The organism is Chloroherpetonaceae bacterium (genome assembly GCA_025056565.1).
Lineage (GTDB): Bacteria > Bacteroidota > Chlorobiia > Chlorobiales > Thermochlorobacteraceae > Thermochlorobacter.
In genome coordinates this window covers 138,104-162,172 of sequence record JANWWA010000002.1, presented here as the reverse complement: position 1 = coordinate 162,172, position 24,069 = coordinate 138,104, and the positions used below count along the sequence as shown (strand labels likewise).

Annotated in this window: 21 protein-coding genes and 2 tRNA genes; 15 read left to right on the top strand and 8 right to left on the bottom strand. The window is 49.6% G+C overall.

Going from position 1 to position 24,069, the window contains the following annotated elements; genetic code table 11:
* Window positions 1-75: 75 nt before the first annotated feature.
* Genes NZM05_02920 through NZM05_02910 form a run of 3 tightly spaced genes read left to right on the top strand, consistent with a single transcriptional unit; the run spans window position 76 to window position 4,819 of the window.
* Window positions 76-2,871, top strand: a complete 2,796-nt coding sequence (locus tag NZM05_02920) for a prolyl oligopeptidase family serine peptidase (GenBank protein MCS7012572.1) — start codon at window positions 76-78, stop codon at window positions 2,869-2,871.
* Window positions 2,855-3,619: an ADP-ribosylglycohydrolase family protein gene (locus tag NZM05_02915; protein MCS7012571.1), complete on the top strand. Its 765-nt coding sequence runs from the start codon at window positions 2,855-2,857 to the stop codon at window positions 3,617-3,619. The genes NZM05_02920 and NZM05_02915 overlap by 17 nt, the downstream gene beginning before the upstream one ends.
* 48 nt (window positions 3,620-3,667) lie before the next feature.
* Window positions 3,668-4,819: an alanine--glyoxylate aminotransferase family protein gene (locus NZM05_02910; protein ID MCS7012570.1), complete on the top strand. Its 1,152-nt coding sequence runs from the start codon at window positions 3,668-3,670 to the stop codon at window positions 4,817-4,819.
* Window positions 4,820-4,897: 78 nt separating this feature from the next.
* On the opposite strand, the gene bamA is transcribed toward NZM05_02910, so the two are convergent.
* From bamA to NZM05_02890, 4 genes are all read right to left on the bottom strand, one after another.
* Window positions 4,898-7,348: an outer membrane protein assembly factor BamA gene (gene bamA, locus NZM05_02905; GenBank protein MCS7012569.1), complete on the bottom strand. Its 2,451-nt coding sequence runs from the start codon at window positions 7,346-7,348 to the stop codon at window positions 4,898-4,900.
* Window positions 7,338-8,219 (bottom strand): isoprenyl transferase, encoded by an 882-nt coding sequence (locus tag NZM05_02900; protein ID MCS7012568.1) that lies wholly within the window; start codon window positions 8,217-8,219, stop codon window positions 7,338-7,340. The genes bamA and NZM05_02900 overlap by 11 nt, the downstream gene beginning before the upstream one ends.
* 98 nt (window positions 8,220-8,317) lie before the next feature.
* Window positions 8,318-8,402: transfer RNA gene (locus NZM05_02895), tRNA-Leu, on the bottom strand.
* Window positions 8,403-8,484: 82 nt separating this feature from the next.
* Complete coding sequence (locus NZM05_02890; protein MCS7012567.1) at window positions 8,485-10,455, bottom strand: T9SS type A sorting domain-containing protein; 1,971 nt, start codon at window positions 10,453-10,455, stop codon at window positions 8,485-8,487.
* 215 nt (window positions 10,456-10,670) lie between these two features.
* On the opposite strand from NZM05_02890, the gene NZM05_02885 reads away from it, so the two are divergent.
* The 4 genes from NZM05_02885 to purF all read left to right on the top strand — a co-directional run bounded on the left by NZM05_02885 (window position 10,671) and on the right by purF (window position 14,210).
* A complete protein-coding gene (locus tag NZM05_02885) occupies window positions 10,671-11,531 on the top strand; it encodes an alpha/beta fold hydrolase (protein MCS7012566.1) in 861 nt (286 codons plus the stop codon).
* An 87-nt stretch (window positions 11,532-11,618) separates the two neighbouring features.
* Window positions 11,619-11,691 (top strand) — tRNA-Ala (locus NZM05_02880).
* Window positions 11,692-11,763: 72 nt separating this feature from the next.
* Window positions 11,764-12,708, top strand: coding sequence for a hypothetical protein (locus NZM05_02875; GenBank protein ID MCS7012565.1), 945 nt, complete (start codon window positions 11,764-11,766; stop codon window positions 12,706-12,708).
* Between the two features lie 20 nt (window positions 12,709-12,728).
* Complete coding sequence (gene purF, locus NZM05_02870) at window positions 12,729-14,210, top strand: amidophosphoribosyltransferase (GenBank protein ID MCS7012564.1); 1,482 nt, start codon at window positions 12,729-12,731, stop codon at window positions 14,208-14,210.
* Between the two features lie 73 nt (window positions 14,211-14,283).
* Here the strand turns inward: purF and NZM05_02865 are convergent, their stop codons facing one another.
* From NZM05_02865 to rpsO, 4 genes are all read right to left on the bottom strand, one after another.
* Window positions 14,284-14,883: a GNAT family N-acetyltransferase gene (locus NZM05_02865; protein MCS7012563.1), complete on the bottom strand. Its 600-nt coding sequence runs from the start codon at window positions 14,881-14,883 to the stop codon at window positions 14,284-14,286.
* A gap of 6 nt (window positions 14,884-14,889) precedes the next feature.
* Window positions 14,890-15,351, bottom strand: a complete 462-nt coding sequence (locus NZM05_02860) for a GatB/YqeY domain-containing protein (protein ID MCS7012562.1) — start codon at window positions 15,349-15,351, stop codon at window positions 14,890-14,892.
* 51 nt (window positions 15,352-15,402) lie between these two features.
* On the bottom strand, window positions 15,403-16,242 hold the full coding sequence (panB, locus tag NZM05_02855) for a 3-methyl-2-oxobutanoate hydroxymethyltransferase (GenBank protein MCS7012561.1): 840 nt from the start codon (window positions 16,240-16,242) through the stop codon (window positions 15,403-15,405).
* A gap of 68 nt (window positions 16,243-16,310) precedes the next feature.
* The gene (gene rpsO, locus NZM05_02850) at window positions 16,311-16,580 is read right to left on the bottom strand and encodes a 30S ribosomal protein S15 (GenBank protein MCS7012560.1); all 270 of its coding nucleotides are present in this window, start codon (window positions 16,578-16,580) and stop codon (window positions 16,311-16,313) included.
* A gap of 296 nt (window positions 16,581-16,876) precedes the next feature.
* On the opposite strand from rpsO, the gene NZM05_02845 reads away from it, so the two are divergent.
* The 8 genes from NZM05_02845 to NZM05_02810 all read left to right on the top strand — a co-directional run bounded on the left by NZM05_02845 (window position 16,877) and on the right by NZM05_02810 (window position 24,060).
* On the top strand, window positions 16,877-17,746 hold the full coding sequence (locus NZM05_02845; GenBank protein ID MCS7012559.1) for a YicC family protein: 870 nt from the start codon (window positions 16,877-16,879) through the stop codon (window positions 17,744-17,746).
* 36 nt (window positions 17,747-17,782) lie between these two features.
* On the top strand, window positions 17,783-18,409 hold the full coding sequence (gene gmk / locus NZM05_02840) for a guanylate kinase (protein ID MCS7012558.1): 627 nt from the start codon (window positions 17,783-17,785) through the stop codon (window positions 18,407-18,409).
* 14 nt (window positions 18,410-18,423) lie between these two features.
* Window positions 18,424-18,741 carry a DNA-directed RNA polymerase subunit omega gene (locus NZM05_02835; protein ID MCS7012557.1) on the top strand — a complete coding sequence of 106 codons (318 nt, stop codon included), beginning with the start codon at window positions 18,424-18,426 and terminating at the stop codon, window positions 18,739-18,741.
* Between the two features lie 16 nt (window positions 18,742-18,757).
* Window positions 18,758-19,264, top strand: coding sequence for a VOC family protein (locus NZM05_02830; GenBank protein MCS7012556.1), 507 nt, complete (start codon window positions 18,758-18,760; stop codon window positions 19,262-19,264).
* Between the two features lie 73 nt (window positions 19,265-19,337).
* Window positions 19,338-19,931: a TIGR00730 family Rossman fold protein gene (locus tag NZM05_02825; protein ID MCS7012555.1), complete on the top strand. Its 594-nt coding sequence runs from the start codon at window positions 19,338-19,340 to the stop codon at window positions 19,929-19,931.
* A gap of 18 nt (window positions 19,932-19,949) precedes the next feature.
* The gene (tmk, locus tag NZM05_02820; protein ID MCS7012554.1) at window positions 19,950-20,606 is read left to right on the top strand and encodes a dTMP kinase; all 657 of its coding nucleotides are present in this window, start codon (window positions 19,950-19,952) and stop codon (window positions 20,604-20,606) included.
* Between the two features lie 210 nt (window positions 20,607-20,816).
* Window positions 20,817-21,329: an NlpC/P60 family protein gene (locus NZM05_02815; protein MCS7012553.1), complete on the top strand. Its 513-nt coding sequence runs from the start codon at window positions 20,817-20,819 to the stop codon at window positions 21,327-21,329.
* Between the two features lie 10 nt (window positions 21,330-21,339).
* A complete protein-coding gene (locus NZM05_02810; protein MCS7012552.1) occupies window positions 21,340-24,060 on the top strand; it encodes a S8 family peptidase in 2,721 nt (906 codons plus the stop codon).
* The last annotated feature ends 9 nt before the right edge of the window (window positions 24,061-24,069 follow it).

Sequence of the window (24,069 nt, the reverse complement as noted above, 5' to 3'; positions counted from 1 at the left end):
CAAAAACGCCATGCAATGCTATATCTTCAAAGTTGTAACAAGCATTTTTACAAGTCAAAAACTTCCGCTTTGCCAATGAGACAACTGTTTGTTTTCACACTTGTCTCCCTCTTTTACCACTTTTCGCTTTTTGCCCAAACTAAAAAGCCGCTCACGCACGATGTTTATGATAGCTGGCGCACGATTTCGGAATATGCAATTTCAGATGACGGTCAGTATGCAATGTATGTGCTAAAACCGCAGGAAGGGGATGCTACACTTCTTGTGCGCAAACTGCCAAATGTAGAGCTTCGCCAAATTGAGCGTGGCGAGAATGCAGAGTTTTCAGCCGACTCAAAATTCTTAGTCTTCAAGATTAAACCACAGCTCGATACCACCAAAGCGCAGCGACGCCGAAAGGTGAAGAACGAAGACTTACCTAAAGACTCATTAGGCATCTTTAACCTTGAGACGGGTGCGCTTGAAAAAGTGCCACGCATCAAATCCTTCAAAATGCCCAAAGAAGCAGGCGGCTGGCTTGCTTATCTGCACGAAAAAGTCCAAACAGACCGACGCGATACAGCTACCAAAGCCCGACGCACCAAACAAGAGAGTGACTCCTTAGGCACCACACTGGTGCTACGTAACCTGCGCACAGGCAAAGTTGAGCGTTTTCCTTTTGTAACGGAATACGAGTTTGCCAAAAATGGCAAGCGTTTCATTTTTGCTTCCACAGGTGATGATTCGCTCTTTCAAGCAGGGGTTTATGCGGTTAATCTCGAGACAGGCAACTTGGAAGTGCTTTTTCGCGCCAAAGGTCGATACAAGCGCCTTGCGTTTGATGAATCAGGAAGCCAAGTCGCTTTCTTAGCAGACTTAGATACCAGCAAATCACTGCTCAGAGCGTTTGCACTCTACTACTGGAAAGAGGGATACGCAGCTGCCACCAAACTTATTGATACATTGCACACTGCCGTGCCCAAAGGCGATCTTGTCAGCGAATTCTACACCCCTCGCTTTTCAAAAGACGGTAAGAAACTCTACTACGGCACATCATCGAAACCTTTTTTGCCAGATACGAACAAGCTGCCAGAGGAAGTGGTTAGCGTCGACATCTGGAATTGGCGCGATAGCGACTTGCAGCCTGAGCAAATCCGTAATTTGCAGCGTGAAAAGGAACGCTCGTATCTGGCTGTCTATTACTTGGACGAAAACTGCGCTGTGCAGCTTGGTTCAAAGGTTTTGCCTACGGTCTTGCTTAGCGCTGACGCAAATGCTGACCGCGCAATTGGGTTGGACGACAGCAAATACCGATACCTCAAAGTGTGGGAAGGCTCACCGATTCGTAACGATGTGTATGTGATCAACCTAAAAGATGGCTCGCGCAAACTGGTGCGGGAAAACGAACGTGCCTTCGGCATCTATCTTTCGCCTGAAGCCAAATACTTACTCTGGTATTCTGCGCTGCAAAATGCGTGGCTTTCACACAACCTTGAAACGGGCGAGACACTTAACCTTACAGCTACGCTCAAAGTCTCTTTTGCAGATGAACTGAACGACACGCCCTCACCACCTGCTCCATATGGTTTTGCAGGCTGGCTCGATAGCGACCGCTTCGCTCTCATTTACGACCGCTACGACCTATGGCAGTTTGACCTCTCTGGCAAGGCTGCACCCAAGCGCCTCACGAATGGGCGTGCTGAGAAAATGCGTTATCGCTACGTCAAGCTCAACGATGAAGAACGCTACATCAAATCCAGCGACACGCTCATTTTGCAGGTTTTCCGTGAAGACACCAAAGCCTCTGGCTACTATGCTTTCACACCTGCCAAAGGCAACACTCCGCAGAAGCTCATTATGGGTGATTTTGCCGTGCAAGACCTTGTGAAAGCTAAACAGGCTCGCACAGTGCTCTTCCGCAAAATGACTGTGTCCGAATTTCCAAATCTACACGCTACTGACCTGTCGTTCCAGAACATTGTGCAAATCTCTGACGCCAACCCTCAGCAAAAAGACTATAACTGGGCGACAGTAGAATTGGTTCGGTGGCGCTCATTTTCTGGCGAAATGCTGGAGGGCTTGCTCTACAAGCCAGAGGACTTTGACCCAAAGAAAAAATATCCGATGATTACTTATTACTACGAGCGGAGCAGCGATGGTTTGCATCTCTATACCCCTCCTGCCCCCAGCCGCTCAACAGTCAATCGCACGATGTATCCCAGCAATGGCTATCTGCTATTTATTCCTGACATCACTTACAAAATTGGCTATCCGGGACAAAGTGCCTACGACGATGTAGTCTCAGGCGTGCAGGCGCTCCTAAAGCGCGGCTATATTGATGAAAAACGCTTAGGCTTGCAGGGTCAGAGCTGGGGTGGTTACCAAACCGCATACCTTATCACACGAACTGGGAAGATGTTTGCGGCCGCAATGGCTGGTGCGCCCGTTGCAAATATGACCAGCGCATATGGTGGTATCCGCTGGGAGTCGGGCCTTAGCCGCATGTTTCAGTATGAGCGCACACAAAGTCGCATCGGAGCTTCGCTTTGGGAAAAGCCTAACCTTTATTTGGAAAACTCCCCACTTTTCAAAGCCGATAAAATCCAGACGCCTCTGCTGATTATGCACAATGATGCAGATGGCGCTGTGCCATGGTATCAAGGCATTGAGCTTTTCATGGCACTCAAGCGACTTGGCAAGCCAGTTTGGATGCTCACCTACAACGGTGAAGCGCATAACCTTACACAGCGCAAGAATATGAAAGACCTCTCGATCCGAATGCAGCAATTTTTTGACCACTACCTTAAAGGCGCTCCAATGCCTCGCTGGATGAAAGAGGGTATCCCAGCAATTGAAAAGAGCATCAACTTGGGCTATGAGTTTGTCAACTGATTCCTCGTCCGCCACATCAGCGATGCCTATCTCTGAAAGCAAAGAGCAGGCGCATCAGAGCAAGCGGCGTGCCTTTGTGCTCGGTGCTCTCATTGGCGATGCATTAGGGCTACCTGTGCATAGAAAACCACATCACATCGTAAGAATGTATTTCAAAGGCATTAAGGGCTATACAGACGAATACTACTCCACCGCTTCACCCACAGGGCTGCGTGCTGGACAAAACTCCAAAGATGTACGACTGATTCTGCGGCAACTCCCGCCATCGCTGGAAGCCAGCATTGCATACTTCGTGCCCGCCTTCTTTGCTGTGCAACCCGACTCAGCCGCCTTGCTTGTGCGCTTCTTTCAGATGATGAGTCGTGTCCAAACGCCCCTTGATGCACAAGTCATCGTGCCGCAACTTTTTGCTCCTGACATGCAAGAGAAAATTCTGTCGGTGCTGGAGTTTTTCCCAAACGATATGGTGTTGGAATTCGAGGAAGCCATGTCTGAGCCACAAGCGATTGCATTTGCGATTGCCATGCTGCTGCGCGCGCACGATGATTTTGAAACTACTGTGCTTTCAACGGTCAACATGGGCGGTCTCACCAGCCTGACAGGTGCAATTGTCGGTGGCGCCATGGGACTTTTGCACGGTGAGACCGCTCTCCCCAAAGTGTGGATAGAGGAACTTGAACATTCTGCTGAAATCCTCACCTTGCTTGGTGTGCCTCGTGAAGATGAAGCTGGACACACTGGGAAATAGCGCGCAGGTTGTAAATTTGCGCACTTTGAAACGACTAACTCTTGCGATATGAAAAAACGACTTTTCACGCCCGGGCCAACCCCCGTACCAGAGCAGGTAATGCTGCGGATGGCGGCTCCGATTGTGCATCACCGTAACCCAGAGTTTATGGAGATTCTGACGCGTGTGCACGAGAACCTGAAATATCTCTTTCAAACCAAGCAACCCGTAGTGGTGCTGACCTGTTCGGGTACTGGTGGTATGGAAGCCACAATGGTTTCAATGTTCTCGCCCGGCGATAAAATCATTGCAGTTAACGGTGGAAAGTTTGGAGAGCGCTGGGCCGATATGGCTCGCAAATACACGGGCAATTGCGTAGAACTCAAGGTGCAATGGGGCACAAGCATCCAGCCCGATGAGATTATCAAAGCACTGAAAGAACACCCCGATACGAAAGGCGTTTATTTTACGCACAGTGAGACTTCTACAGGCACAGCAACTGATGTAAAAGCCATCGCAAAAGCAATTCGCGACCACTCTGAGGCCCTTATCTGCGTCGATGGCGTGACGGCTGTAGGTGCACACGAACTCCGCTTTGATGAATGGGGACTTGATGCATGTGTAACAGGCTCACAAAAAGGCTTGATGATGCCGCCCGGGCTTGCTTTGGTGGCGCTTTCTGAACGTGCGTTACAAGCGATTGAGAAAGCTAAGCTTCCAAGCTACTACCTCTCACTCAAAAAAGCGCTTAAATCCTACAAAGACAACGATACTCCCTTCACTCCTGCGGTCTCACTTGTCATTGGGCTTGATGAGTCGCTGCAGCTTATCAAGCAAGAAGGAATTGAGAACATCTGGAAACGTCATCAGCGATTGGCTTATGCGTGTCGTGCTGGGTGCGATGCACTGGGTATGCGCCTATTTAGCCAATCTCCATCTTTTGCGGTTACGCCCGTCTGGTTACCTGACGGCATAGACTGGAAGACCTTCAATAAAGTTCTAAAGTTCGATCATGGCATTACGGTCGCTGCTGGACAAGATGAATACGCTGGCAAAATCTTTCGCATCTCACACCTGGGCTTCTACGATGAGCTCGATATGCTGACCGTTATCGGCGCGTTGGAAATGACCTTAAAGAAACTGAACTATCCTTTTGAAATCGGCAGTGGCGTCTCAGCCGTGATGCGCGCCTTTTTGGAAGAGCCTGTATCGGTTCAGTAACAGTGAAGGCGCTGCGTTCAGTGTGCTTAGCTGGGAGAATCTTTGCAAGTGAGATGCTTTCCTTTGAGCGCCTGAGCGCTATCGTGCAAATTGACCGAAGGTGAAGATGAAGTTCCAGCCCTGATTTGCAAATCCAGGACGTGCGATGACGGGGTCAAAGCCATAGCCATAATCCAAGCCTACCAGTCCGATGATTGGCAGAAAGAGTCGCACGCCAACTCCAACTGAGCGCTTAAGGTCAGCTAAGTTTACATCGCCAAAGCGCCGCCAGACATTGCCGCCTTCGGCAAAGAGCAGCGCAAACACCGTTGCTTGGGGATTGAGAGAAATTGGGTAGCGAATTTCAGCCGTAAATTTGGTGTACACATTTCCCGTTGGAATGTTCAGCCCAGGTTCAAAGTTGCCGATGGTCTGGTCAAGATATCCGCGTAATGGCACAGTTGGAATGAACGAAATACCACTTCCTCCCATAAAGAAGAAGTTTTGCGGAAAGACAAAATCTTGCTCTGTAAATCGCCCTAAGTAGCCAAACTCACTGTTGAACATCAAGACCAGATTCCCTACGATAGGCGTAAACCACTGATTTTTGAACACGAGCTTATAGAAATCCACAGAGCCAGGTAGGAATGGTCCGCCTGAAATTTGCGCCGTGAGCGACACATCTGAGCCACGCCGAGCAAAAATTGGATTGTCTAAGCTATTGCGGCTGATAACTTGAATAATGGAAAATTCGTCAGCTACTTCAGGCTGATTAGCAATTTGCACAAATCCGCCACGGTTCAGTTGGTAGCGCAATGTGTAGTCAATGCGAAAGTAATCGTCGGGCCAAGTCAGGCGGCGTCCAATTGTCAGCGAAGCACCGGTTTGTTGGAATTCGAAGCCGAAATTTTGCCGCTGGTCGAAGATGCTAAAGCCTAATGTGGTGGGCGTGCCAAATGCCCACGGTTCTGAAAAGGAGAGCGATAGCACATTGAAATTGAAGCGCCCAAATTGCCACTGTAAGTCAAGTCGCTGACCGTCGCCGTGTGGAATCGGCTTGTAGGCATCGCCTCGTGTGATATCTTGCAGCGAAAAGTTGTTGAAGGTAAAGCCAATTGCGCCGGTAAAGCCTAACAGCGCACTAAAGCCAGCCGACGCATTGAAAGTATCTGTCTGTTTCTCGATTAACTCATAGACAATATCGACTTCATCGGTTTGTGGGTGCGGCTGGACATCGGGATTAATTTTTTCAGCGTCAAAGTAGTTAAGTTGTGCCAGCTGACGCACGCTGCGAATAATGTTTTCACGGCTAAAGAGATCGCCCGGTATGGTGTAAAGCTCGCGGCGAATCACATGGTCTTTGGTCTTGGTGTTTCCCTTGATGTCCACGCGCCGAATGCGGAATTGATTGCCCTCTGTGATGTAGATTCTTAGGTCGACGGAATCGCCTTCCACAACGGTTTCTTCTAACTCAGGGCGCATTGCAAGGTAGCCGCGGTCAAGGTAAAGGGAGCTAATGTCACCGCCCTCTTGCGAGAAACGTAGCCGTTCCTCAATTTTCTTCTGGTTATACACATCGCCTTTCTTGATACCGAACACCGTCTCTAAGAGGTCAGATGGGTAGACTGTATTGCCCTCGAACTTCACATTGCGCACAATATACTTTGGGCCTTCTGAGATTGTGATGTCAAGAAAGAGTTTTGTGCGGTCTTCCGAGTAGTAAATTGAGTCAGAGAGGATGCGTGCATCACGATAGCCGTTGGAGCGATAGACATTGAGAACCTTTTGCTTGTCTTCCTCAAACTTTTTTCGGTCAAAGCGCGGGCGACCGAAGATATTGCGCCACCAGTTGTTTTCTTTGGTTTCCTCGAGATACCAGTTCAGCGACCAGTTGTCAAAGGCTTTATTGCCCTTCCAAGTAATTTTTTCAATCGTTACATACTCGCTTTCACGAATGTAGAAGTAAAGTGCCGCACGTCCGCCTGTGGTCTCTTTAAGTTCATATCGGATGTCGGTCAGCAAGTATCCCTCTTCTTCGTAGAAGCGTTTAAGGCGTTGATATGCGCTGGCTACGGCTTGCTCGGTTAGCGTTGTGCCGCGCACAAGCTGCACTTTTTTTAGCAAATCCTCGCTGCTGTAGGCTCGGTTGCCCGAAAAGACAATTTCAGCCAGAATAGGATACTCGCGCACAGTGATAACCAAAAAGACGCCTTCGGGCATGCTCCGCTCAATTTCGAGCTTGATGTCGCTAAATAGCTTTTGTCGCCAGAGTCGTTTAATCGCATCGCTTAGCTCTGGGCCAGGAAGCGTAACCGTTTTGCCTACTTCTATGGGGAAACGAGCTAAAACATCACGTTCCTCAATCGTGCTTAGCCCCTGCACGCGCACGCCTAAGACTTTGTATGGACGTGGCTCAATGCCTTCAAACTTAGGCTCTGTGAAGCGCAAGGTATCGGTGCGCTGCGCCGCTGCTGCCACAGGAAAAAATATCGCAGTAGCCAGTATCCAACTTAGCCAGCCGAGTACTACTTGCTGAGGATTAGTGCGCATCGTTCGCATTTAGGGAAAGTGAAGAATTTGTGGCAGCCAGTGCCGCCATTTGTTCGCTGGTCATGCCAAATCGGCGCTCACGACGCTGGAAATCACGGATTGCTTCATAGAGCTTATGGCGACGAAAGTCAGGCCAGTAGCAGTCCGTAATGTGAATTTCCGTGTAAGCCAATTGCCACAGCAAGAAATTGCTAATGCGGAACTCGCCACTGGTGCGAATCAGCAAATCAGGGTGAGGAATGCCATATGTGGAAAGATTTTTTTCAAAGACTTGGTCGTCAATGTCTTCTGGTCGCAATTCGCCACGCTGAACTGCTTGTGCAATGCGCTTGGTCGCTTCGGTAATCTCCCATCGACCGCTGTAGCTGAGCGCCAGAGAGAGGGTCATTCGCTTGTTGTGCTTTGTCAGCTCAATTGCCTCAGCAAGTTCCTCGCGCACCTTGGGCGGTAGGTCCATAATGTTGCCAATCGCATTGAGCCGAATGTCGTTGTCATGCAAAGTTTTGGTTTCTTTGCGCAGGGCTTGAATGAGGAGTTGCATCAGCGCCGTTACTTCCTGCTGCGGGCGCTTCCAATTTTCTTTTGAGAAGGCATAGAGCGTTAGGAACTGGACACCCAGTTCTGCGCAAGCTTCTACAGTATCACGCACAGACTCAATGCCTGCGTTATGACCCGAGATGCGCATCTGACCCCGATTTTTTGCCCAGCGCCCATTCCCGTCCATAATAATCGCAATGTGTGTCGGGATTGGACCCGATGCTTTAAGCGATTCTTGGACAAGTCGATCATTGGGGTCCTTCGGGGTGTGATTGCTGCGCAATGCCTCGGTCGCAAGCCTCGGCTTGAGCGATACAGTCGTCAGCGTTTTCACTCGTCAATCGTGTTAAGTGTCAAGTCTGAAATTTATCGGAATGCCTATGAAAAATCAAGCCTGCATCGTTGCGCCGCCCCATTGACGCTAGCGCTCAGTGCCGAAGGCGGGACTCGAACCCGCACGTTCATTGCTGAACACAGGATTTTAAGTCCTGTGCGTCTACCATTCCGCCACTTCGGCTAACTACTTTGGGGTTAACTTGCAATTTAGCACATATTGCTAGATTCAACAAGCAACCTGCCTCTACATTGAGAGCTACCTTTTACTTCGCTAACATCATTTTTCGAGTTTGCACAAAGCCGTTGGCACGCAGCGTATAGAAATAGACGCCGCTACCCAAGTTGGCACCATTGAAACGATAAAGGTTTTCTCCTGCAGAGGCAAAGAGACGCACAGACCACACTTCTCTTCCTAGCACATCGTTAATTGTCAGCGTTGCCAGCCCAGCTTCTTTCATCGTAAAGCGAATGAGGGTGGTCGGATTGAAGGGATTGGGGTAGTTTTGCATCAGTGCATAGCCGATGGTTTGTGCCAGTGGCTTATCTCTGACTTCTACAGTTACAGTTTGTGCGTAGTCGTGCACCGTGCCGTCAAAATCAGTAGAGCGGAGGCGGTATGTGTAGATCTTGCCGCTCTCAACGCTGGGATCCAGAAAGGTGTAAGTGGTTGCTGTCGTCGTCGTGCCTTTTCCGACCAAGCGCGTATCGTAGCGGTAAGATGCAATCATCTGCGCAGCTTGTCCGTCTTGTGCACGCCAGATTTCAAAGCCCGCATTATTATGCTCCGATTGCGTGCGCCAGAACAGCTCAACGCCACTATGCACAGCTTGCGCTTGAAAATCAGACAGCTCTACAGGCAATGGATTATCACTAGAACCTAAGGAAAACTCGCTAAACGCCGTAGTGGTCGCCCGCAAGTCACCGCCTTGCGGCAAAAGCATTGAGAGCGACACAAAATTGCCGTGGTCAGGGGTTGGACGGCGATAGACCAACACGGTTGCTGCATTTGCAATACCACTGTTTGGAATTTCACTGATGCGAAACCGCAGCGTTGCCGAAGTAAAGCTAAATGTTCCAAGACTGGTAATAATCCATCGATATTGACTGACATTACCTAAGATGCCTGATGGGTTTAGCGGTGCATTTGTGAAACGTTGGACGCGCACTGTGCCAGAGCCACTTGCGCCTGTAAAATCAATTCGAACGCCTGTCACTTGGCCGACATCATTAAAGTCTGCTGTTGTGGTGGTGTTACTCACACTGCGCACCACCGTTGCTGCCGCTCCATTCGCCCCAAAAGGCGATTCGCTGCTCCAGACTGGACCGGCTGGCAATCCCCCAACACTTATTGCGCCATTGCTAAGTGTGGAAATGCTATTTGTTAGCGTCGTGCCTATGCCCTCATCAAAGTGATACAGTCCAACTGTATTGGCATCGGGTGCGAAGGGTGCGGTTGGGGGCGTAAAGGCGCTGGTATAGCGCACTGTGTTTGAAATACGCAGTTCGTCAAGAAAACCGCTATAAGACAGATACTGTGCTGGCGAGTTGTTGGCATACTGGTCATAGTCGTGCTTTTCCGCCCCTAAAACGATATACGGCTCATTGTCCCAAGTGTTTGTCGGAAATGCTGGCGGATTGGGCGTGCGCGTAGTGAGTGAGCGGGCGGGGTTATATGCCACGCTGCCTGCTGGCGCATTTGTAGCTGCCGCTTCAGGATTGCCATCAACAAAAATGCGGATTGTGCTACCACTCTTGGTTACTGCAACGTGATGCCAATTCCCATCTGCAACATTTGTTGTGCCAATAATTGTGCGACCTGTGCTGCCCGCAGCACAACCAAACGCAACTACACGAATTGGAGAAGAGGGTGAAGGGCGACCGATAGAAATACCAAAGTCACCATTGTCCGGGCTACCGAAGATGTCTCGGTCAAAGATAGTATTGCCCGTAATCCAGCCGTCCCCATTGTTTTGATCGTACACAATACCTGTATTTTCCGATGCAAATGCTCGCATCCAGAACTCAATTGTGAAGTTATTCCCCACATTGACTGGCAATGATGCCCCATTTGGCACTGGATTTACAAGCGGAATCTTTACACGGTCAATGTCATTTATGCCGTTTCCGAAAAAGCGCAGCGATGCTTGCCCAGCACCAATTGGTTGTGCAAAGACTGGCACGGCTTGCGCAATGAATAGACCGAAGAGCACTAAAAGCCGCAAAGTCTGCTGCATTATCGCAATCCGTTTGGCGTTTATGAAACTGGTTTTTTGCTCTGGCTTCGTTGTTCCAGAGTTGCCCACAAGGCTATGTTTGACTTGGCAAGATAACCAACCAAACTGCAGTTCGTCAAACGATTTATTCTTGTCAGCGTTTTCTAAGCAGTGAGGATTGCTACACAGGTGTAGCTTACATCCACGCCTTTCATTTTAACCTGTTGCAACCATCTATGCAAACTGACTTTTTAGAATGGCAATATGCCGAAGGCTGCCGGGCGCGCATTCGGTATGTCACGCTTGGTAAGGCTGCCTCTCAGCCGCCGCTGCTCTTCATTCACGGCTACGGTGCGATGATTGAGCACTGGAAACATAACTTGCCTTACTTTGCTCTGGCTCGACAGGTCTTTGCAATGGATCTACTTGGCTTCGGGCAATCTGATAAGCCCCCTGCGATGTATGGCTTGCCGCTTTGGGCAGAGCAAATTCACTTTTTTCTCGAGACGCTGCGCCTTCCAGCCGTGGTTCTGGTCGGCCATTCTATGGGCGGTGCAGCTTGCTTATGGTTTGCGCATCATTTCCCTAAGCAGCTGAGTGCTCTTGTGCTGGTCAATGCATCAGGCATTTTTCCTGATGAGGTGAGTCCCATAGAGAAGTTGCTCTATCGTGCTGTTGGTAGCCCGTTAATTGGAGAAGCAATGTTTGGACTGTTTGCCAATTCTTTCGGTGCTCGACAGAGTTTAGTGCCTACTTACTATGATGTCTCAAAAGTTACAGATGAATTGGTTGAGCAATTTGCTCAGCCTCTTCGTTCAAACGGTGCAATGTATGCGTATCTTGCGCCCTCACGCTACCCAGAACGATTCGTGCTCACCCAACTGCCTCGCCCCTGTCATTTCACTGGTCGTACGCTGATTGTGTGGGGCAAGTATGACCGTGCTTTTCCTCCAGAGAAAATTTTGCCCAAGTTCTTAGAACTCTTACCGCAAGCCCAGTCGGTCATCATAGACCGCACACGGCACTGTCCACACGATGAAGACCCAGATACCTTTAACGCTGCACTGTCTGATTTTCTCGCTGCAGCAGCCGACTGAGCATAGCAAGAGCGCGCTCTATGATGGCTCTCAAGACACTCGGCTTGCGAAAACGCACTTTTTATGTTACCTTTGCTTTCTCTGCTTGGGGCTATAGCTCAGTTGGTAGAGCGCTTCAATGGCATTGAAGAGGTCAGGAGTTCGAATCTCCTTAGCTCCACACGCCCTCACTTAGAATAGGACTGGTATGCAAGACAATATCGCGTAACATCTCTGACGAACTTACGCCAGAATGCCCGATAGATTTTACCTCCTAACTGATTCTCTGAACCGATTGACCATCTTGAAAGCCACTGAAGACTCGCTACGCTTGACAAAGCAGTCGAAGGTATCATACTGGTTGGATCAACTCCTTTCACCGGCGCATCAGTCTGAATTCATTCAATCGCTTCTGCTTATTGTTTTGAGCACACTCTTTGCGTATTTGCTTTTGCAGCGCCGCAAGCGTATTCAGACTGTCGACCACTTGCAGGCACAAGCCTTGCACTTTGCTGCATTTGCTTTGTTTGCCTTGGCGTCGAAGGGTGTGTTTTTTATTGTCGCTTCTCTTTCACTGGCAGGTATCTTATCGCCGGGCAGCTATGGTCAGCTCTATTGGTTGGGTTGGCAAATCTCGCTAGTATGGTTTGTTTATTGTAGCTTTATGTTTGCTTTAGGCTTTACACGCTCACGCAAAAGCTATGATCTTTTCTTTGCGGTCGGCTTAGCGTTAGTGTTTTTGATTATCTCTGGTCTATACAACGAATGGTTCTGGAAGTGGCTGCTTTACAAGCTCGGGGTTGTCGACATTGACCCTATTTTCATTGATAAGCCGATTGTATCACTTGCCCCACCTTTTCCGATAGGCACTGAGCTGCTTATTCCACAGATTAGCGTTTTTTCGCTGGTGGCACTTGGCGCACATTTTACGCTCTCACTGCTACTTTTTGGCTATGCCGCATACCTTATTTTTCGGCGTGCCCGCATCTACCAAGATGAAAGTGCTAAACGCGCAGCTTATTTGCTCTCCCTTTCTTTTCTTCTAATGGCACTCTTAGGGCTATACAGTCTCCTGAAATTTCGCAGCGACCTTCCAGCACTGGCATCAAACTCCTATCTTGCAGCATTGGTTTTGTCGGTTATCTTTTTCCTGAGTGTGCGCAATACTTACCGACATGGTCGGTATCGACGCGCGTAATCATCATATAAGACATTTCTATGTGTGGCATCTTCGGCATTTACAACTCCCCAGCAGCAGCTATTGATACCTTTTACGGCTTGTATGCACTTCAACATCGTGGTCAAGAAGGTGCAGGCATTGTGGTTGCAGACTTCGACTCGGAGCGAAAGCGACCTGTATTCCGAATGCACAAGGGCTTTGGGCTCGTTTCGGAAGTTTTTCGTGACGCACACATTTTCGACACGCTGAAAGGACGCGCTGCGATTGGGCATAACCGCTACTCCACAACAGGTTCAGCCAAGACGGCGCAAAACATTCAACCTTTCGCCGTCAACTACAAAGGCGGACACTTGGCACTGGCACATAATGGCAACCTGACCAATCATCGACCGCTGCGAAAAAAGCTCTCGGAAGATGGGGTTATCTTCCAAGCCACATCGGACACAGAAGTCATCTTGCACCTTATTGCACGCAGCAAGGCTGACACTACGCTGGAGCGGATTTATGACGCACTCATGCAAGTGCAAGGTGCTTACTCACTGGTCATTCTTACTGACGATGCTTTAATTGCCGCTCGCGACCCGCTTGGCTTTCGCCCGCTTTCACTAGGCATTAAAAAGCCGCAGGATAAAAAGGACAAGCCTGCTTACCTCTTAGCTAGTGAGACTTGCGCTTTTGATTTAATCGGCGCCAAATATGAACGCGAGATTTTGCCCGGAGAAATTTTAATGATTGACCAGCAGACCCTCGAGACAGGCGAGTTCAAGATTATGCATTTGCCTACCTCCGCACGCAAGGCCCGCTGCATTTTTGAGTTCGTGTATTTTGCTCGCCCCGATAGCGTGGTGTTTGGCGAATCTGTCGATAAAGTGCGCCGTAAGCTCGGCAAGAATCTGTCTCACGAAGGTGGGCTACAGCCTGAGGCCGATGAGAAATATGTTACCGTTATCAGCGTACCAGATTCCTCTAACACGGCTGCACTGGGCTTTGTTACTGAAAGCAACAAGCACGGCTCCCCTGCTCGGCTTGAAATCGGGCTTATTCGCAACCACTACGTTGGACGCACATTTATTCAGCCGGGTGATGCAGACCGCCAGTTCAAAGTTCGCACCAAATTCAATATCGTGCGCGGCATTCTGAAAAACCGCCGTGTCGTGGTGGTCGATGACTCCATCGTGCGTGGCACAACGTCTAAATTGCTGGTTCAATTGCTCCGTGAAGCTCACCCAAAGGAGATTCACTTGCGCATCAGCTCGCCGCCTATCACGCATCCTTGTTTTTACGGAATGGACTTCCCTACTCGCGACAAACTAATTGCCTACCAACTTAACGGCGATGTTGAGAAAATTCGTCAGGAATTGGGCGTCGACTCGCTCGTATACCTTTCGCTTAAAGGTATGCTCCAGAGCGTGCCAAAATACGACAATGAACAAGGCAGTTACTGCACAGCTTGCTTTAGCGGCAATTACCCTGTCCCGATTGACGAGGCAACTACCGAAAAAGAGGAGAACGATGAATAGCCAGCATTGGCGGTAACCGCACGGTGGACTTGCCACACGAGCGTTTTTGGCAAGACGACAAAGAAGCCTCCACTCAGTAACGCACTCTGGGCGCTTGACCAGCCAAGAACTTGCGGTATAGTTCGCTGCGGTGTTGCTTATACTCAGGCTGCAGGATGGCGTATTCTCTCAAGTCTTGCCAGCGCGTGCCTACAAGAAATGCTCCGCGCTGCACTCCCTCAAACTGAAACCCTAATTTTTCCAATACGCGTGCACTTGCCAGATTATTTGGTGCCGCTGATGCCGACACCCTGTAGAGATTCATATCTGTGAAAAGATACTCGAGCAGCAGCAAGGTTGCCTCCGATGCATAGCCCTTGCCTTGATGCGCCGACACAATCCAGTATCCAATCGCGGTCTTGAAGTTTAGCCAGTCAATCGTATGCGTGCCAACTGTACCCAAAATCTCGTCGCCCTGCCGCAAGCAGATGCAAAAGGTGAGCGACTTGTTGGTAAACATCTCAGCAATTGCATTTTCAATGAACTTCAGTTCCGCCTCCAGCGTGACTTTGGTCTGAGCCCAAGGCATCCAAGGGCGCAGCGTCTCCAAAGAGGCATTGATGGCGTCGGTTAGAGCTTGCGCATCGTGCATTTCAACAGGACGAATGTACAGTCGGTGTCCTTCTATTCGCATTAGAGTCTATTGCACTGGCAAAAGCTCTTTGGCTAATTTTTGCACCACGCTTCCATCAGCTTTGCCTTTCAGTTCCTTCATTGCAGCACCCATCACCTTGCCTAAATCTTTTGCAGATGATGCGCCAACTTGCTCAATGATGCGCTTGAGCACGTCTTTAATTTCCGCTTCAGACAGCTGCGCAGGAAGATAGGCTTCAATTACGGCAAGCTGCTGCATTTCTTCCTCGACAAGGTCTTGCCGCCCTGCTTGCTTAAACTGCTCAATTGAGTCCCGTCGACGCTTCACCATCGTCGTTAGCACTTCCAGCTCTTCTTCGGGGGTCAGGTCGCCACGGTGACCACGTTTTTCAGCGGTTTCTTTTTCAATAATGTCCTTTTTGATAGCGCGAATAGCCTCAAGACGTATTTTATCACCTGATTTTATGGCTGCTTTTAGGTCCTCATTGATGCGTTCTTTGAGTGTCATAGCGTTTTTGTTTGGTTGGGTTGAGCGGTCTGCAACGCTCTGATGACCTGATTAGTAGCTTTCCTCTTGACTTGGAAATGTGCCGTGCCGCACGTCGTGAATGTATTGCCGCACAGCATTTGCAATAATTTCTTCCAGCTGTGCATACCGCCGCACGAAGCGAGGATGAAATTGCGTATTTAGTCCAAGCATATCATTCACGACCAGCACTTGTCCGTCGCAATCTGCCCCAGCGCCAATGCCAATCGTTGGCACCGAGACGCGCCTTGTAACCTCTGCTGCCAGCGCACGAGGGATTTTCTCGAGCACAATGCTAAAGACCCCTGCTTTTTCAAGTAGCTCAGCATCGCGTAGGAGTTGCTCAGCTTCTTCTTGCTCTTGCGCGCGCACCTTGTAGCTGCCAAACTTGTAGATGGATTGCGGGGTCAGCCCTAAATGACCCATAACAGGAATCCCTGCATCGACAATGCGTCGAACTGCATCTAAAATCACTTTGCCGCCTTCCAACTTCACGGCATGGCAACCTGTTTCTTTCATCATTCGCCCAGCGTTTTTGAGCGCCTCTTCGGGCGAGAGCTGATATGACATAAATGGCATATCCGCCACAATCATTGCACGCCTTGTTGCCGCATAGACGCCCCGCACTACAGCTTTGGTGTGGTAAATCATCTCATCAAGCGTAATCGGCAAGGTAGTCTCATACCCTGCAAAGACATTGCTTGCTGAATCACCGACGAGCACAATATCAATGCCTGCAAGGTCCAGCAGGCGCGCCATTGTAAAATCATATGCGGTCAGCACAGCGATTTTTTCGCCACGCTGCTTCATTTCAACAACCGAACGCGTCGTAACCTGACGCGTTACCGTTTTGCTACCCAGTTGCGTCGACATTTCTATGCGCACAGATGAAAAAGCCCTGCGCTAAGCAGGGCTGCACACACGAAGCCAAACTTAGCGCGCTACTTTCGAATATCGAGTTCCGCAATCAACTTGCGGTAGCGCGTAATATCCACTCTCTGAAGATAGCTCAAAAGGCGCTTGCGCTTGCCTACCAGCTTGAGCAGACCGTAGCGGGAATGATTATCCTTCCTGTGCACCTTCAGATGCTCGGTCAGTTGATTGATGTGTTCAGTCAGCAGCGCAACTTGCACCTCTGTTGAACCAGTGTTGCTCGGTGAACCTCCAAATTTTTGAATCAGTTCGGCTTTCTTCTCTTTTGTTAGAGGCATGGTTTCTCAAAAATTTCACCCAAGAAAATTGAGCTACAAGATAGCACTTTGCAGTTTTGTTACCAAACATCGTGAGGGCTGCACTTGCATTCTCTTATTTTCTCCTAGCGTAACAAGGCAATGTGCAGTACTACAAAGCTCAGCGCTTCACTCGTGCAGGAAAAGGTGCAACCTCATGTTTGCACTTGCACGGCATTTAGCATAAACCTCTGGCTTTGCTATTTTTGCGGTTCAGAGTAGGCACATTCACTCACTCAATCAAAAACGAACACGCAAACCTGCCAATGATTGAAAGTATGACCGGTTACGGCAGAGGAGAGTATGCCGAAAACGGTCTGCGAGCCACGGCTGAGATTCGTTCAATCAACAGCCGTTTCTTAGAAATTTCGGTCAAATTACCACGTCCATTTCAAGCTCGAGAATTGGAAGCTCGGGAATTGGTGCGAAAGGGGCTTCAGCGTGGCAAAATTTCCGTCACTGTGCAGCTCGAGCGCTCTGATGAAATGCTGCCGATGCGCCTTAGACCTGAGGCCGTGAAGACATATTTATCTTTGCTTCAGACCCTTAGGGAGCTCACAGGTCTGCAAGACCCTATTACCTTAGATCACCTGCTAAGGTTTGCGGATATGTTTGAGCTGGTTGAGGACATTTCAGAAGAATCGGAGCACGAGTGGCAAGTAATGTGCAAAGCAATTGAGCAAGCAGTTCAATCTGTTAAGGAAATGCGTCGTAAGGAAGGCGCAGAACTGCAACGCGATTTTGAACAACGCATTGCTGCTATTGAACGCACGCTCTCTTACATTGAGCAACTTTCACAGCAGACCATTCAAGAGACGCGGGAAAAACTGCGCGCCAAAGTGCGAGAGGTGCTTACCGATGAAAGCAAAGTCAGCCGTGAGCGGTTAGAATTGGAGATTGTGCTCTTAGCCGATAAGCTTGACATTACAGAGGAGTGTATTCGCTTCCGTAGTCACAACAAGTTTTTCTTAGAGACGCTCCGTCAGTCCGATGCACCTGGGCGACGGCTTAATTTTCTTTTGCAAGAACAAAATCGTGAAGCCAATACTATCGCTGCTAAGTCGCAAAATGCCGACATCTCACAGGCAGTTGTTTTCCTAAAAGAAGAATTGGAAAAAATTCGTGAGCAAGTCCAAAATATTGAATAATTTTACAATTTCTTAAATTCGCCCAATGCATAGGATATGACGGAACTTTCGCACGCATCGCTCCACGCAGCGTCAGCTCAGGCAGAGACACCCCCAGGTAAGCTGATTGTGTTTGCTGCACCTTCTGGTACAGGTAAATCAACGATTGCAAAGGTGATACTTGAAGCCTTTCCGAATATCTCTTTTTCAGTTTCCGCCACCACGCGTCCAATGCGCGAAGGTGAGCAAAACGGGCGAGAGTATTTTTTTCTCTCTAAGCCAGAGTTCGAGAAAAAGTTGCAAGCTGGTGAGTTTATTGAGCACTCTGAGCACTTTGGACATTACTACGGCACCTTGAAGGAGAATGCTCATGCGGTGCTCTCACGCGGGCGGCACTTACTATTAGATTTAGATGTTCACGGTGCTATGGCAGTCAAAAAGCTCTATGGCAATCAAGCCCTACTTATCTTCATCAAGCCGCCTAGTATGGATGCTCTAAAAGAGCGCTTGATGAAGCGCCGCACGGAGACACCAGACGCGATTGAGCGACGATTGGAGCGCGCAGCATATGAGCTCTCATTTGCTGACCAGTTCGACGCAGTGGTCGTCAATGACTCGCTCGAACGTGCAATTGAAGAAATCAGAACAATTATTTCGCAGTTTCTTAGTGTCTCGTCAACCTAAACGACACTCTAACTATGCCTATTCGAGTGATTGACTTTTCTAAGATTATGCATCAGAGCAGCAACATCTATGAAATAACTGTAGCGATGGCACGCCGAGCCAAAGAAATCAATGAGCAGCAGCGACTTGAGCTGGAAGAAAAGCTCGCGCCATTTAAGGCAAAAATTCGCAACCCTGCCAATGAAGCGGAAGCAGACCGCATTTTTCCAGAGCAAGTTGCCATCAGCATTAAGTATGAAAAAATGCCGAAACCGACGATTACAGCCATCAACGAGTATGAAAACAGAGCCTATACGTTTGAATACCGCGAACTTCCTGTGCGCCGTAAGTAACTTGCCTTAGCCATTTATGCTGAAACTGACAGGCATTAGCCAAATCACGCTGCGCGTCAATGATTTGCGCCGCTCGGAAGAGTTTTACACTAAGCTCATTGGCTTCAAGCTACATCATCGGCTAGGCATCAACATGACTTACTTAGAAGCGGGCGGCGATATGCTGGTTCTGGTGCGCGCTGAAACCCCTAGCTCTAATGAAGCCCGCGACATTCGTGTCGATCACTTCGGCTTGCGTTTGGAGACCGATGAAGAAGTTGATGCTGCCGCAGCATTCCTAAAAGAAAACGACGTGCATATTCTCACTCCGCCTGCTAAGCGGCGAGATGGACGCGCCTTTTTCATTCTTGACCCTGATGGGAACTTGGTGGAGATATACTCTTCTACAGGCATTATCTTACCTACTGACGATACGAATCCTGATGCGCCTTCCTCTCGCCGACGTGGTCGTAAGCCAAAGGCTGATGCAGAGCCACGACCTGTGCGCACCACTCCCCCCAAGCGACGGCGCAGTCGTAAGTAATCCTCGTGTACTTGGTTGCGCGTGATACGCTGCATATCTTTGAAAGGCATCATCACCTGCCAACCATAGCTTGATGGCAACAGCACAGCCACCAAAATCCATCTGTGTCTATTGCGGGTCTCGCACGGGCAATAGCCCTGCACATCGCGCCGCTGCCAGTGCATTAGGCACTGCGATTGCTCAGCATGGCTTGCGGCTTGTCTATGGTGGCGGACAACTCGGATTGATGGGCATTTTGGCTGATGCAGCCCTTGCGCAAGGCGGCGAGGTCGTGGGCGTTATCCCTGAAATGCTGGTGCGGCGAGAGTCTGCTCACCGTGGCTTGACGGAGCTGATTGTGGTGGACTCTATGCACGCTCGGAAAGCCAAAATGGTCGAGCTCTCCGATGCCTTCATTGCACTTTCTGGTGGTTTGGGCACACTGGACGAACTCTTTGAAATTCTAACATGGGCACAGCTTGGATTTCACCAGAAGCCCTGCGGGATATTGAACATTGATGGCTACTACGACTCGCTCTTAGCATTTCTGGATCACGCCGTCTCAGAGGGGTTTGTGAAGCCTAGTCAGCGCACGGCACTGCTGGTCTCATCGTCGGTCTCTGAGCTGCTGGCAGAGATACTGCAACCGCGCATCATCAGCACCGCTGTGCCGAAAGAACTGCTTTAACTTTTCAGCAAAGCCGCCATGCTGATTTCGTTTGAAGGCATAGATGGCAGCGGGAAAACCACGCAGGTAAAGTTGCTTAAAACCTACCTTCACACTGCGGGCTTGGAAACCCTTGCCGTGCGGGAGCCGGGCGGCGTTCCCACCGCAGAAAGTATCCGTCAACTTCTACTTAAAAGCCAGCACGAGATTCACCCCACCACTGAGCTTTTGCTCTTTGCTGCCAGTCGCGCTGAACTCTGCCAAGCCGTGATTTTGCCTGCCCTACAAAAAGATGTGATTGTCATTCTCGACCGATTCTATGATTCCACTGTTGCTTATCAAGGCTTTGGACGCGGCATTGACCTTGACGTCATTCGGACAATTAACCGTATCGCTGCTTTTGGACTTGTGCCCACACTTACTTTCTACTTAGACATTTTGCCCGAAGATGCCTTGATGCGCAAATTTTCAGAGAAATCTTTGCCACTGGCTTTCGACAAAAAGGATTTGCCTTTGGACCGAATGGAAAGTGCTGGTTTGGACTTCTATTACCGCGTGCGAGAAGGGTATCGCACGTTGGTGCAGCAAGAGCCAGAGCGCTTTGTCATGCTTGATGCCTTGCGCTCCGTCTCAGACCTGCATCAAGAAATCGTCATGCATGTACAAAAAAAATTGGCGCAAACCCGTGCCACATAGCGACCGCATTGTTCTGCGGCACTTCTCTTTCCAAAGGCAGCAAGACATTTGAGCCTACTATGGACGGCTGCCGACAATGTGCATTGCATCGTTATATTGGCATAAAATATCGGTTAGCATATGTCTAAACCGTCTGACGCGCTTCTGCTTTCAATGCTTGCGATAGTGTGTGCCTTGAGCGTGCAGGCTTGCCAGTCCACTACTTCAGCAATGCGCTACAAGTCTAAACCTGTGTCACACGAAGAAATCAAAGCGCTCGAGTCAGAGCAGCACTCAGACGCTCCCAGCAGTCCAAACGGTGAGCTGCCTCGTTTTCGCGAAAGTCTGCGGCTTGCGTCTGTAGGTGCAGATGCCAAAGCACGCTTGAATGCAGAAATCAACCGCTACCTCGGTGCCAGTTACCGTTACGGCGGACAAGATGAGACTGGGTTTGATTGCTCTGGCTTTACTGGCAAGGTGTTCCGTGATGCGCTCAAAGTTGAACTGCCTCGCTCTTCGGCTGCTCAAGCCCAAGTTGGCACTCCCGTTGAGCTACGCGATCTGCAATTTGGCGACCTTGTTTTCTTTAACATCTATGGCAAGGGCATTTCCCATGTGGGGATTTATATTGGTGACGGCAACTTCGTGCACGCCAGCACCAAGATTGGCATTACAGTTAGTAACTTGCAAGAGCGCTATTACAAACAGCGCTATGTTACAGCGCGGCGCATTATTCAGTTCTAACCAGCTTGCTATGCACCGAATCCGGCTATGGCTGCTTTTGCTGACACTTTTCCCGCTCACTCTCCTTGCTCAATCTCGTTTGCCAAAGTTAGAGACGCTGTCGCTTTCACCATCTGCTTTGCATCGGCTCAGTCAGATGGGTGAAGCGGAATGGATTACGCTTACACTTTTGCCCAAGCGACTGTCTTTCTCAGCAGCAGAGCAAGATTGGATTGTGCGTTACACTAAAGCCCTTGGCGGCTTAGCCTCTACCCCACTTCACCGTTTGATGCTCGTCTCTGTTCCAATTCGGCAACTGCCTTTGCTTGCTGCACTGGACTCTTTATGCACTTTCTCCCTTTCACTTATTGAAGATGAACCGCTTTCAATGAATCTAAGCCGCAGCAACCAACAAGCAGGGGGAAAGTGGCTAGGCATCAATGCTGATTCCGTGCACCAGTTAGGCTATCGCGGACAAGGCACGATTGTCGGCATCGTAGATTTAGGCTTTGACATTTACAATCCAGACTTCCGAAAGCCTGACAACACTACGCGCATTCTCCACCTTTGGCATCAAGGTGCAGTAGGCACGCCGCCAGCGGGTTTCACTTTTGGGGCGGAGTATAGCAGCGCTGAGATTGATGCGCATAGCGTGAGTGTGCCGAATAACGCACACGGCACTGCTTGCTTAGGCATTGCTGCTGGAAATGGTCAAGCAAGCGGTCAAGCTGGGATTGCCCCCGAAGCAGATATTTTGCTTGTTGTGCTAGCCAACACAGTGGATACTTCGGTGATACGCGCTTTCACATACCTCAAGCAAAAGGCTACTGCGCTTGGTAAACCTATTTCCATCTCATACAGTTACGGCAGTAACTTCGGCGCCCACGATGGCACGCGTTCAACGGAACTTGCAATCAGCTCGCTTGCTGGTGCAGGCACTCTCTTCTCCGTCGCTGGTGGCAATAACGGCGGTGCAAATGTGCACATTGATGCTGTTGTGCCGCCCAGTGGGCAAAGCGAAACGTCTTTCACCACAGGTCCAAACAATGCCAGCGGATTCAGTTTCTACGGGCATCTTTGGTATTCTGGTGCTGCTTCAATAGCGGTTACACTCATCGCTCCCGACAATACAGAATACGGTCCCTTTGGGCTAAGCTCCTCAGTGCAAGTCCTTACGCCTGTGCGCGTCTATCACAATGTTTATGCTCCAAATGGCGACAAGGAAGTGCAGTTTGCTATTGAAAATCGACCGCACGAATCAGGCTGGCGCGTACGGCTCACTAACTTAGGTTCGTCCGCCGTTCCCTACGATGGCTGGCGTGTGCATGGTGGCTTTTGGACAAGCAATCAGAACAATAGTCGCAGTCTTACTACGCCCTCGACTGCAGATTCTGCTATTTGCGTTGTTGCCTACGATGTTAGCACTGGTCATCGTGAGCCAACCTCGAGCATTGGTCTTACACGCCACAATAAACCTAAACCAGAAGTAACTGCTCCGACAAATGTTACCACCACAAATAGTGCTTTCGGTGGTACTTCTGCCGCTGCGCCGCACCTTGCTGGCTTAGGAGCACTGTTGCTGCAAGCTAATCCGACCTTGTCTACATCAGAGTTCCGAAAAATCCTTGCAGATAGCTCTCGCCGAGATGTTGCCACTGGCCCTATCCCTCCACACAAAGCCGATTGGGGATATGGCAAGCAATATGCACTGGGTGCTTTTCAAGCTGCACTGCCGAAGAGTGGTCAAAGCGTCGCCATCACGCGCACAGGCAATTTTATCTGGAATGACCAAAGTGGTCAGTATGGGGTTTTTCTCTCTTTTGTCTCAGAAGACATTGACCAAGTAACCGTTGAGATCTCCCCTAATACTGCGCCCAGTTTTTCAGGCAGTGCAAAGGCAGTCAAGCGCCGTGTTGTTATTACGTCGGTGGGTGGGTCAGGCACATTCAGTGCCACTTTGCGCATTTATTACACTGACGCCGAAGTAGCGGCTGGCGGGCTTAGCGAAGGTAATCTCAAACTTTATAGGCTAAATGGCACGAATTGGGAACTCAAAGGAGGCATTAACAACCCTGTCGAAAATTATGTTGAGCTATCTGGTGTTACTGCATTTAGCGAGTGGGCTATCGCTGACCCGATGGATCATCCACTTCCCGTCGAGCTTGCTGCTTTCTATGGCAACGCTACGCCTACTGGCATAGCCCTTTCTTGGACCACAGCATCCGAAATAGACAATGCTGGCTTTGAAGTGCGCCGTAGTGAAAGTGGTGCCGCATTTGAGACTATTGCCAGCTATCAATTCTTGCCCTCCCTTAAAGGTCGCGGCACAACGAGTCAGCCTTCACATTACCATTTCCTTGATGTGGGTGTTAAAGCGGGTATAGACTACACCTACCGCCTGCGTTCGGTGGACTTTAATGGCATTATGCACGACTATGCTCACACCGTTACAGTCCGTTTTTCTCTGTCAGGTCAAAGTCGGCAATACGATTATGCCTTAGCACAGAACTACCCTAATCCATTCAACCCCACGACTGTCATCAAGTATTCACTGCGCGAATCAGGTTGGGTCAGCCTCAAAATCTATGATGTGTTGGGACGCGAGGTTGCTACGCTCGTCCATCAGCCACAAACCGCTGGCGAATATCAGGTCATACTGGATGCCCAACAGCTCTCTGCATCAGGCATTTATATTTGTCAACTGCGCGCAGGCGCGGTTACAAAAACCATTAAAATGATGCTGATAAAGTAGTCTTGCCAA